This window comes from Chryseobacterium gregarium DSM 19109 (assembly GCF_000430845.1).
Lineage (GTDB): Bacteria > Bacteroidota > Bacteroidia > Flavobacteriales > Weeksellaceae > Chryseobacterium > Chryseobacterium gregarium.
Genome location: NZ_AUMU01000003.1, coordinates 123,242 through 135,025 on the forward strand (window position 1 = coordinate 123,242; position 11,784 = coordinate 135,025).

The window sequence follows — 11,784 nt, forward strand, 5'->3', positions numbered from 1 at the left end:
GAGGATATTATATTATTTATTGATTTTTGGATGCAGAACCTGTACCATTCCTAATCTTCAGTCCGAACCTGTATAATTCCTCATAAAGATTGAAAAAAACATCCTCTTCACTTTCACTGAGCGACGTATTGGCAAAAAGGATGACGGCAATTTCCTTATTCAGATCCGAAAGCATGAATGTCCTTACTCCGGGATCGGAACCGTTGTGGCCTATGCGTTTTCCGCCCATTTTTGTTGCCCAGAACAGGCCTGAGTTCAGCTTGGCAGGATTTACATTTTCAGGGGTATGATCCGGCGTAAACTGGAACCTCAGCATAGCGTCAATGCTGTTCTTGCTGAGCACCTGCTTTCCGCTGTGTATGCCGTCACCGAGCAGGAACATAAAGAATTTCGAAAGATCATCCACAGAAGTGCGTACACCTCCGTCAGGATAGGTAACGCAGCCATAAAGAGGAATCTGCCTGATGGCCTTCCCTTCTTTTGAATACAGCTTTGTATGATTTTTCAGATCGATTTCCGAAAGGAACCAACCGGTACTGTTCATTTTCAGAGGTTTGAAAATATACTTGCGGCTAAAGCGATTCAGTTTCATCCCGGTCTGCTGTTCTACAATATATCCGGCCAGTCCGGCCCCGATGTTGGAATAATCGCGGTAAGTCCCGGGTTTATGGTTCAGGAAATTTTCTTTCGAATAATGCCTTCCCCCTGGGACAAAGTAATTTTTCAGGAAATCCCCTAACGGTTCCTTCGCATCTCTTCCATAGGTATATAAGCTGTCGGTGTAAAAAGGATACCGGTCGGCAAGGCCTGACGTGTGGGTGGCAAGGTTCCGTAACGTAATCTTTTCATCAGGAAAATAAGGATTGACGATTCTAAACGGCAGATAGGTATTAATATCCGCATCCAGCGAAAGTTTACCGAGCTCCACAGCTTTCATGATACAGACTCCGGTAATGGTTTTGGAGACCGAAGCGATATTCATAACCGTTGAAGTGGTAAACGAAACTTTATGGTCCCGGTCAGCAAAGCCATAACCATGTTGCCATACCGGTTTTTTATCAATGATAACAGCAGCTCCTATTCCTACAATTCCGCTTTGTTTCATTTTGCCCAGAATAATGCTGTCAATGGGATATGCATTGATATCCGGGGTACCGGCCTGTGCATATGCCCGGCCTGATAACAGTAGGATAAAGATACCGGCTATCTGATAAAGCCATATTTTCATGGAGTATAAAAGTTTAATGACAAAGATAAAAATATTTTGAGTATCCTGTATGATGGATGCTTAATTCAAGCATATAACCATCAGATTTTCGGATCTGCAGGCGGCTAAACCATATTTTAGCCCATTCTCATACTGCCATGGCGCTTTAATCTAAGAATTTTCGTTACTGATTTCAATGATATACCGGATAACCACTCATGGTTACTTATATTTTCTCTCACAGACCGGGCGGATTTGGTAGCAAAAAAATAAAAATCTATATAGTAGAATGCCGGCCTCCAGGAGTAATATAATGAATAATATTGTGTTTTTTTAAATAAACATGATGGTTATCCTGTATTTCAAATACCTCTGCTTATGCCGAAACATAAGCTTTACTTTAGTGAAGTCTCACTTTCACGACTTCTCCGTTTTCTTTGACTTCCACAAATTCTTCGATGCGGTCTTCATGGTCTACCGAATACTGCTTTTGCTGGTAATAATTGGTCTGTCCGCCATAACTGTTGTATCCGCTTCCGGTATACTCATTGTAATAGCCATACTTGGTATAGCCCAGGAAACCCTGCAGAAAGTATTTTCCCGGCTTCATTTCAGGAAAGGTAAATTCGCCGTTGCTGTTGGTAATCGCTTCCAGCCTGTAGCGGTAAGCAGCATTCGAAAGGTAGACATACCGCCTTTTTCTCAGATTTTCCTTTTCTTTCCTCAGTTCAAACCACTCATTAAAATAAGGAGTCACAGGCAGCAATACCACCTTGATCTGGTTGGCATAAATACGCTGGCCGGCTTTTAATCCCATATTGTTCTTGGCTTTCGTAAAAGCCACCCCTTTTATGGTAGCTGTTCCTTTGGCCAGCATTTTTTTTGCCATAAGGGAATCAAAGGTAATCTTCGGATAATAAACTTCTTTCTTATCCTTCCTTTCCGGCTCTTTATACTGTGCTGCCATGGACGTACAGGCAGCAACAATCAGGCATACTGCAGGAAATAATTTTTTCATAAGCATAATATTGATGTTGATGTCTCAGATTGCTGTATACAAAGCTATAGCAAGTCTTTCCTGCACGAAATACCGGTTTTTGTGTCTTTTTTTCTACTGGTTTTTCAGTAGTTTCCAGGGAGATCACAGACAAAATGATGGGTCATGAAGATTTTTACGGATATTTACGGAGAATTTGATCCTGCCGTTCTGTGCTGTTCAGATGGTGGAATCAACAGTTATCACCCATGAAACATTTTTTATTATTGATCATATTATGGTGCCCGCTGTGCTTTTTCTCCCAGCAGCAGATACCGCTTGATGAAAAGCCTTATGTTGACAGTCTTCAGCATGTTCTTGCATCAAAAGCGGCAGACAGCTCGAAAGCCGGTGCCAGCTTCTTACTGACGGATTACTGGAAGTTCAGAGATACTGTACGAAGCGGATCATACCTTGCCGCCGGAAAAAAACTTGGTGACCAATACCCTTATTACAAAGCGCTGTCTTATTTTTATGAAGGGCAGTACCATTACAACGGGAACCGGAAAAAAGCTTCCGCAGCTTTCAAAAAAGCAATAGGGGCACTGGCCCGCTTCAAAGACCGGAAAAGTTACGAGAAAATTTCTGCCGCCTGGTTTAATTATGCCCTGATGAATAAAGACCAGGAAGGCTATGATTTCATTACGAAGATTACACTGGAAAAAGCGATTCCCTATGCTGAAAAAGCGCACAACGCAGTACTGAAAGCCCATTATTATACGCAGCTTTCTACCATCCTGATGAATAACGCGAGGTTCGACAAAGCCACAGCCTATGACCTGAAAGCCATTGATCTTCTGGAAAAAGCCGGCCCTACCTCCAGTACCATGCTGTTTGCCTACTTGAGCGGGGTCAGCATTTACTGCTACCGCAATGAGCCTGAAAAAGCACTGGTTCTCCTGCAGAAAGCAAAGAATCTTTTAAAACCTTTTCCTGAATCGCTAAACAATACCCTGTATTACTACAATGAAACATTGTATTACACTACCAGCGGGCAGCTGGGTAAGGCATTGGCAAGCGCGGAGAAAGGTATTGTACTTTCCGGAAAGTTTAACCAGAAGCAGCTTTACCAGCAGTTCCTGTTCCGTCAGTATGAGATCTACGGCCGTCAGAAAGCATATGATAAAGCGCGTCAGCTGTTGCTCAGCATCATCCGCGATAAAACCCTGACCACTGACAGCAATGACAAGGCCGTTATTTACGGTGAACTGGCCAAAACCAGCGAACAGCTGAAGGATTATAAAGAAGCCTATGAATGGCTGAGCCGGTACCGTTCGGTAAGCGACAGTATCAACAGCAACCAGACGCAGCTGAAAATCAGTGAGCTCGAAACCAAATACAGAACCGCACAGAATCAGCAGAAAATTGCAGCTTTACAGTCACAGAATAAGCAGACTGCCTTGAATGCAAGAAATGACCGCCTGTACAGCTGGTTTATGAGCCTTGGGTGCATTTTTCTCCTGGTTGTACTCTGCTTCGCATTTCTTAATGCACGGAGCAACCGGAAACTGGCCCGGCAAAAGGAAATCAACTACAGGCAGCAGCTGGCCGAAATGGAACAGAAGCAACAGCTGAAGGTTGCGAAAGCCATGCTGGATGGCGAGGAGCTTGAACGGGAACGGGTAGCGCGTGACCTGCACGACGGACTGGGCGGAATGCTGGCAGGCGTAAAGATCAACCTCTCCGGCTGGGCAGATACCCATCCTGACGTCCTGCATGATCAGGATTTCCGGAGGGCCGTTGGCCAGTTGGATGCTTCGGCCACTGAACTCAGGCGTATTGCAAGGAATATGGTTCCTGATACGCTGATGAAATTCGGATTGGAAACGGCTTTAAAGGATCTCTGTGAATTCCATATGCGGGAAGGGCTTCAGATTTCCTGTGAATCATTTAACCTCCAAAAAGACATTCCGATGAATGTGCAGCTGAATATCTACCGTATCATCCAGGAACTCATTTCCAATTCGATCCGGCATTCACAGGCTAAAAGCATCCTGATGCAGTGCAGCCAGAATGCCTCTACCATTTTCATTACTTTTGAAGATGACGGGTGCGGCTTTGACCCTGCCCTGCCTGGTGAAAAGAAAGGAATGGGGCTGGATAACCTCAGAAACCGAATCGCCTATCTGCAGGGGCAGTTTGAACTGCTGTCCGCACCCGGTGAAGGGACAAGCGTTAATATTGAACTTAATACCATGACCGATGAATAAATTACGCACCGTTATTGTGGATGATCATCCCATTGTGACCGAAGGGCTTAAAAACCTTCTTTCCCATGAAGACCATATACAGATTGCAGACACATTTTATAATGGCCGTGATCTGTTATCCTATATAAAAAACCATCCTGTGGACCTGATTCTGCTGGACATTACCCTGCCGGATATCAATGGCATGGAACTCTGTAAAATGATCAAAGAGCAGTCTGTGGACACCGTCATCCTGATCCTGAGCAACCATACGGAAAGAAGCATTATTCTGCAGACCATCCAGAACGGAGCCAGCGGCTATCTTCTGAAAAACAGTGCGCTCAGTGAACTGAGACACTGTATTGCCGAATCTTTAAAAGGGAATATCTGCTACAGCCGCGAGGTGGTAGAAATCATAAGCCGGCCTTGTAAAAACGGTTCAGACAGCATTCCGAAGCTTACCCGGAGGGAACGCCAGATCCTCTCGCTGCTTGCTGAAGGAAAAACCAGCCAGGTGATCGGGCAGGAACTTTTCCTGAGTCCTCTTACGGTAGACACGCACCGCAAAAACCTCCTTCAGAAATTTGAAGTGAAAAATGTGGCAGAACTGATGATGGCCGCCAGCCAGTATAAAATTTTATAACAACAGCCGGAATTGCAAGTAACACAAATTACATTCCCTATGACTAACCAGCTACCTGGTCTATCACCGGCATTGCTTACTCAATTTACCGGATCAATAGTAATAAAAAACGAGGCATGTATTTAAAACAGCGCCATGATTGCATCATGGCGCTGTTGGATACTTCAGAGTATAAAAAGTCGGTTTAATTTATTTCAAAAAATATATTATCACAGATTATGGTAACCTTGCAGATTTTTATCTTGGTCTAAATCTGACGAATGTAAAAATAAGCTTTAAAAGTTTTTATAAAATTTCAATACTGAAGTTTAACCCGGCTTTAAGGAAATGCATTTTGGCTGATTTCAGCTAAAGGTATTTATATTAATTGCCTGCTCCTGATGCAGATGGTGACATCGCTTCTTTAATTTTTAAAAACAGGCCGTCCTGAAATATGTTTCCGTTTTCTATACTGTATTCCACTGTTTCAAGAATATATTTTTTAATATCTTCCGTCACCCGTGAAAAGCCCAGAAGCCGGGCCACAAGCGGAACGGCATGGTCGGCCTGTATAGCCACCGAATCGGCAACCACTTTGGTAACGGCAAGACTGATTTCTTCCGGCGCTATCAATGCTATTTTCCTTGAACCTGAAGAAAGCATGCTCCTATCCCTGATGGTCAGCAGTTCTTTTTGCGGATGCCATAAAAAGTCGCCTTTTCTGGTTATAAGACCGTTCGCCACCGCATAATCCGTAGCATGGGTCACCGCCGTACGGATCCTGCTGCCTATTTTAGAAATCCCGTTGGCATCGGCAATCCTTCTGGCCATTTCTTCAAAATGCACAGGGCTTTCCGTCATTACCACCTGATGAATCCAGGCACACAGCCTTCCTACAGGATACAGGTGCAGCTCCTGCGCGGCCACTTCCGGAGGCAGCACCGCCATTTCATACAAAGGATATACAACAGATATTTCTTCCGGAGGCTCTTCGCGGATGATGTTCTTAAGTTCTTCCATGGCCTCCTCTTCCACGGTGTCGTTATGCTCTGCCTGCGCCTTGGCGTTTTCCACAGCCTCCGTAATCAGTTTCAATTCCCCCGCCGGATCACGGAACCAGTCTAGGCTCCAGACATGCATCAGGTTCCACCCCATCCCTTCCAGGACGGTATTTCTCAGCCTGTCCCTGTCCCGGGCCGACTGGGCAGCCTGGTAAGATGTACAGTCACAGCTGATTCCCAGAAGATATCTTCCCGGATTGTCAGGGTCTGCAATAGCCAGATCAATATAAAACCCGGCAGATCCTACTTTTTCACGCACGGTATAGCCGGCATTTCTGAGGGCATCCGCGATAATGCCTTCAAACGGCTTCGGCTGATAAGGCAGTTCGTCCCTGTCACTTTCAAACTTCCCGTGCTGGGCAAAATACAGAAAGCTTTTCAATGCCCTGATCCCGAATCTGGCATTCGGCCCTACCGACATATCGGCTGCCGTAATGTTAGTAAACACTTCACAACGGCTTTTCGCCCTTGTGATCAGTACATTCAGCCTTCGCTCTCCCCCTTCGTTGTTAAGCGGTCCGAAGCTCATCGGTACCTTTCCGTCTTCAGTCCTGCCATACCCTATGCTGATCAATATTACATCTCTTTCATCCCCCTGCACATTTTCAAGGTTTTTAACAAAAAAAGGTTCATCGGCATGGGCCCTGAAATAATTTTCAACGTCCGGGTTTTTCCTCCGTCTTAATTCTATCGCATTCTGTATCGCCTGCATCTGCGCTGTACTGAACGCCACGACCCCAAGGCTTAACTTAGGATTTTTAACAGCATGTTCTATAACGGCATCCGCCACTTTTTCAGCCTCTCCGGGATTGGTTCTCGACTTCCCCTTATCGTAAAAAGTATCCGGCAGGTGGTTAAATGCCAGTCCCATCCGGTGTTTAGATCCGGGACTCGGGAATATAACCAGCCTGTTTTCATAAAATTCCTGGTTGGAAAGGCTGATCAGGGACTCATGCCTGCTGCGGTAATGCCAGCGCAGCATCCATTGCGGGGCTCCCTGTGCATCACACATTCCCAGGATGCTCTGCATATCGGCAGTCACGTTTTCCTCGTCTTCGGTATCGGTATTCAGCTTATCGAAAAAACTTGTCGGAGGCATCTGCTTGGTATCGCCTACCACGACCACCTGTTTTCCTCTTAATATGGCACCCAGGGCATCGACGGGCCTTACCTGGCTTGCCTCATCAAAAATCACCAGATCGAAATCTATACTTTCCGGCGGCAAAAATCCGGCAATGGACATCGGGCTCATCATCATCACCGGTTTTATAGCCTGAATAGCCGTCCCGGCTTCCTGTATAAGTTTCCGAATCGGCATATGCCTGGCTTTCCTGTTAAATTCGCTTTTCAGGATATTAATCTGGCCTCCGCCGTCCTGTTTCGGGACGCCTTCCCAATGTTTCAATGCTACTTTCGCCCTGTTGTAATATTGTTTCAGCACATCGGTTTTCCTGAATCTCGCAATGGTCTCCTCATGGGTAGAACGTTCAAACTTCCTCAGTTCGGGGCTGTTAAGCATGGCCTGCTCAAGAAGATAATCATACCAGGTTTTCTGCAGGGCCGTCTTTAGATGTATGGCGGCATCCGGCCAGTTCTCAACAGTTTTTATAAGAAACCCCGCTCCCTGTTTTATGACATCTTCTTTTAAAACATTCCATAAAACGGTTTTATGGATTTCCGGCAGCTGCTGAACCCATTGATTCAGGACAGAAACCTGTGCGGACAGCTTAAAGTTCTCAATGCCATTTCCATCGAAGTCCAGATGTTTGAATAAGGCATCAAAGGCTTTTTTCTGTTCATTAATCAAGTTTCCTAAACGGCCTTTATAAGAAGTTAAAGCATTTGCATCACTATTCTTTTCAATAAACTGCAAAACCTCCTGCTTTACATGTCCCTGTTGGATATGTGTATGCAGGCTATTTAAATAATCCGTTGCTTTCCGGAGGGCATCCCAGTCGGATTTTTGTTTCTGCCACCGTACCCCGAACAGCCTGCTCGCCAGGGCATCGCCGGACTCCAAGGCGGAAGCCAGCCTTTTTCCCTCCATCAAAGTATTTACCAGATCCAGTTTCCCCTGCGTATCATCAGGTACGGCTGTATTGAGCAATGCAGCCAGCTTTTTAACACTTCGCTTATAATCGCCGATGATGAATTTATACCATTTGCTGCCATGAGCCATGATAGGCTGCCTGACCTCCAGTACGTCCTGGTCCCAGGCTTCAGGGATAAAAGCCGAATCATATTTACGGTGAAGCTCATTCAGCCGGTTGCCGGTTTCCAGGATATCGGTAATGTCTTTCTGATGGTTCAGCCATGCAGCATCAGTAACGGCCATGGCAGCTGTACCCGGGTTTTTTGCCACCCACTCTGCCGTGGCCAGCAGCTTTTTAGCTTCTGCGAGATCTGCGGGTGCCTGGAATCCCATCAGTTCGGCAAGGGCTTTTGATGCATCACTGAAGCTTTCAGTCAGACTGACGGAGTTCAGCAGAAGTTCTTTAGCGAGTTCTTCATCCTTAGGCAGGAAGAGGGTTAAGCTGCTTCCGTAAAAGGCCAGTTTTTCAGGCTGTCCGATTTTATTAAGCCTTGCCTCGATCTGCCCGGCCATCAGTTCAAAATCCTGAACCTGCCTCGAATCCAGGGATGGCAAATCATCAATATTGATTTTGGGGAATTTATACCCTTCGTTTTCCTTGCTGATCTTTAGCAGGATGCCCATCACTTCGTGGGCCGAGAGTCCGCTTTTTCCAACCGGCCGGTTAACTTCAGTAACATAAGCATTCAGCTCCTGAATAAGCGGCTCCAGCAAGCGCACTTCTTCTTCAAGATGAGCAACCGTAGGTTTGCCGAGTTCCAGGATACGCTTAAGTTCCGAATGCAGTTCACGTTTATTGGCCTTGTGGCTGTGAAGTTCAAGGCAGGCTTCTCCAAGATTAATACTGTCCAGCCTTCTTTTTACCACTTCAAGTGCCGCCATCTTTTCTGCGACGAACAGCACTTTTTTACCATTTCCTACGGCATTGGCGATCAGGTTGGTAATGGTCTGGGATTTCCCGGTCCCCGGCGGCCCCTGGATCACCATGTTCCGGCCTTCATGAACGGCCAGCATGGCAATCACCTGCGAGCTGTCGGCATCCACTACCTGTAACAGCTGATCCGCATCGGTTTCTTCATCAAGTTTGTGCTCTTCTCCGAAAGTGGGCTGTGGCTCATTGAAACCGCTGCCGAATAAAGACTGCAGGATCGGATGATCGAAAGGCTTTTTGCTGTCCGGCCATCCGGTGCTGTCAAGATCATGGTAGATCATAAATTTACCGAAGGAAAAGAATCCCAATTCAATGGCATCAGGGTCTACTTTCCAGTTCTCGAGATGGCTTATATGCTGCTGGATTTCATTGAAATAAGCGGTCAGGTCCAGATCCTCTTCTTCAGGAAGATCGGGAACGGTCAGATTAAAATCTGCCATCATCTTGGCCTGAAGCGATAAGTTTGCTCCTATTTCTCCGCCGGTATAGCGCAGCCTGAACCTTTCGCTGGCACTGGAACGCTCCAAAGCGACAGGAACCAGTACCAAAGGAGCCTGTCTTACTTCTTCGGTATTGCCTTTTTCAAACCAGTTGAGCATGCCCAGCGACAGGAATAATGTATTTACCCCTTGTTCTTCAATGCTTGTTCTTGCGGCATAATAGGTATTAAGGATTTTTGTCTGAAGCTTCTTCTCGGATTCATTCGTCTGCAGCCGGGTATCGTTATAGGCATCCTGCAGTTCGGCATCTGAAAGCGGCGGAAGCTCGAAAAGCTCTTCTTCGTCATCTTTTCCGGCCCTTCCCAGAAAGGTCATGGCCTTATTCTGCTTTACCAGGATCTGGTAAATGGAACGTGACTGTTCCTGTACGATATGCAGCCCGCGGGCTTTCGGAATTTTGTAATTTAATAAGGTATTGCGCATCCCAAGATCCAGCAGCTCTTTTCTTGCAGCTTCCAGCTTGGGAAGTATAAGGTCTTTCATAATTGTGATTATCGGACTCCTAATGTAGAAAAAAAATGGTAAATATTGAAACGGAATGGTATAAGAAAGTATGCAGTAAAACTATTTTTTGTTTTACATGTCGCATCTTTTTCTCCTAAGAAACTGTTTAGATTCATTTTATAAATAATTTCACGCAGATTATGGTGATCACGCAGATTTTAATGTCATTTATTTAGATCTGCTGAATCTGAAAAACAGTAAAAATAAGCTTTAAAGGTCTTTATAAAGTTTCGATCCTAGAATTTGAACAGACTCTATTTTTCGTCGCTCTAATTTGGATAACTATCATCCATACATCTATTTGATACTGCAAATATCCATCACGAGAGTGCCAGAAGTCATCGTATAAAAAAGTTTGTAAAATATATTAATCGGCTATACCATTAGAAGAGGGATTTCAGGAATCTTTTTGTATTTTAGGGAGATATTTACTATACAACTCCCATTACGCAATGAATTCTGCTGAAAAGATTTACCTTGACAATAATGCCACTACCCGTCTGGATGACCGGGTGCTGCAGGCGATGCTCCCTTTTTTTACGGAATACTATGAAAATGCCGGAAGCAGCCATCTGGCAGGGCTTATCGTTAATGAATATGTAGACAATGCAATCTGGCAGGTCTCAGATCTGATCGGGTGCAGGCCTGAAGAACTGATTTTTACTTCCGGGGCCACTGAAGCCATCAACCTGGCCATCCGGGGAGTCTCAAATGCGACAAGGAATCATTTTGTAACGGTAAGTACGGAGCATAAAGCCGTACTGGATACGGTAGAACATTATACAGAAAACGGAAATTATACCCATACGTTTCTTCAGGTCGGAAAAGACGGGCGGGTTGATCTGGATGCCCTGGATGCTGCCTTATCTGAAAATACCTTAATGGTCAATGTAATGCTGGTCAACAATGAAACCGGCACGGTTCAGGACATAAAAAAAATCAGTGAAATAATTCATGCGAAAGGAGCCTTCCTTCTCTGTGATGCTACGCAGGCCGTAGGAAAAATACCGGTTGACGTCCATGATCTGGGGATTGACCTGATGCCTTTTTCGGCCCATAAACTTTACGGTCCTAAAGGCATAGGTACCCTGTATGTTTCCAAAAAGTTAAAATCTTATCTTCAGCCACAGATTACAGGCGGCGGGCAGCAGAACAACCGGAGAAGCGGCACCCTGAATGTTCCGGGCATCATCGGGTTCGGAAAAGCCTGTGAGATTGCCGCACGTCATATGCAGCAGGATTACCTTCAGATAAAAAATCTTCGCGATCATCTGGAACATGAACTGTTAAAAATCGAAGGAACTTTTGTTAACGGTTCATCAGAGCACAGAATCCATACGACTGCCAACCTCTGTTTTCCGGGGGTGCTTTCAGAACAGCTGATCATCTCCCTGCAGCATATTTCGGTTTCCAATGGGTCTGCCTGTTCTTCGGTTACCGCAAAACCCTCTCACGTATTAAAAGCAATGGGATTATCTGACGAAGAAGCCTTAAGCTCCATCCGTTTCAGCCTGGGCAAGTTCAACACCAGAGAACAGATTGATTATACGGTGAGCAGGATGCATAAATTAATACAGCAGCTCCGATAAATTCCCGGAACTGCTGTATAATGGTATTGTTATGTACAGCTTTCTGATATTTC

Annotated in this window: 6 protein-coding genes; 3 read left to right on the forward strand and 3 right to left on the reverse strand. The window is 45.3% G+C overall.

Annotated features, from left to right (window positions below; translation table 11 throughout):
* Positions 1–16: 16 nt before the first annotated feature.
* A complete protein-coding gene (locus H561_RS0105630; protein ID WP_081411634.1) occupies positions 17–1,228 on the reverse strand; it encodes a serine hydrolase domain-containing protein in 1,212 nt (403 codons plus the stop codon).
* Positions 1,229–1,607: 379 nt separating this feature from the next.
* Positions 1,608–2,225 carry a carboxypeptidase-like regulatory domain-containing protein gene (locus H561_RS0105635; RefSeq protein ID WP_027386123.1) on the reverse strand — a complete coding sequence of 206 codons (618 nt, stop codon included), beginning with the start codon at positions 2,223–2,225 and terminating at the stop codon, positions 1,608–1,610.
* 227 nt (positions 2,226–2,452) lie between these two features.
* Here H561_RS0105635 and H561_RS0105640 point away from each other — a divergent pair, with 227 nt between their 5' ends.
* Both H561_RS0105640 and H561_RS0105645 read left to right on the forward strand, forming a co-directional pair.
* The gene (locus tag H561_RS0105640; protein ID WP_027386124.1) at positions 2,453–4,453 is read left to right on the forward strand and encodes a tetratricopeptide repeat-containing sensor histidine kinase; all 2,001 of its coding nucleotides are present in this window, start codon (positions 2,453–2,455) and stop codon (positions 4,451–4,453) included.
* On the forward strand, positions 4,446–5,075 hold the full coding sequence (locus tag H561_RS0105645) for a response regulator (protein ID WP_027386125.1): 630 nt from the start codon (positions 4,446–4,448) through the stop codon (positions 5,073–5,075). The genes H561_RS0105640 and H561_RS0105645 overlap by 8 nt, the downstream gene beginning before the upstream one ends.
* Before the next feature lie 363 nt (positions 5,076–5,438).
* Here the strand turns inward: H561_RS0105645 and H561_RS0105650 are convergent, their stop codons facing one another.
* A complete protein-coding gene (locus H561_RS0105650; RefSeq protein ID WP_027386126.1) occupies positions 5,439–10,121 on the reverse strand; it encodes a DUF3320 domain-containing protein in 4,683 nt (1,560 codons plus the stop codon).
* Between the two features lie 473 nt (positions 10,122–10,594).
* On the opposite strand from H561_RS0105650, the gene H561_RS0105655 reads away from it, so the two are divergent.
* A complete protein-coding gene (locus H561_RS0105655) occupies positions 10,595–11,731 on the forward strand; it encodes a cysteine desulfurase family protein (RefSeq protein WP_027386127.1) in 1,137 nt (378 codons plus the stop codon).
* Positions 11,732–11,784 lie beyond the last annotated feature (53 nt).

Coding starts and splice junctions, on each gene's coding strand:
- H561_RS0105655 (WP_027386127.1), top strand. CDS start 10,595: ATGAATTCTGCTGAAAAGATTTACCTTGACAATAATGCCACTACCCGT.
- H561_RS0105645 (WP_027386125.1), top strand. CDS start 4,446: ATGAATAAATTACGCACCGTTATTGTGGATGATCATCCCATTGTGACC.
- H561_RS0105650 (WP_027386126.1), bottom strand. CDS start 10,121: ATGAAAGACCTTATACTTCCCAAGCTGGAAGCTGCAAGAAAAGAGCTG.
- H561_RS0105630 (WP_081411634.1), bottom strand. CDS start 1,228: ATGAAAATATGGCTTTATCAGATAGCCGGTATCTTTATCCTACTGTTA.
- H561_RS0105635 (WP_027386123.1), bottom strand. CDS start 2,225: ATGAAAAAATTATTTCCTGCAGTATGCCTGATTGTTGCTGCCTGTACG.
- H561_RS0105640 (WP_027386124.1), top strand. CDS start 2,453: ATGAAACATTTTTTATTATTGATCATATTATGGTGCCCGCTGTGCTTT.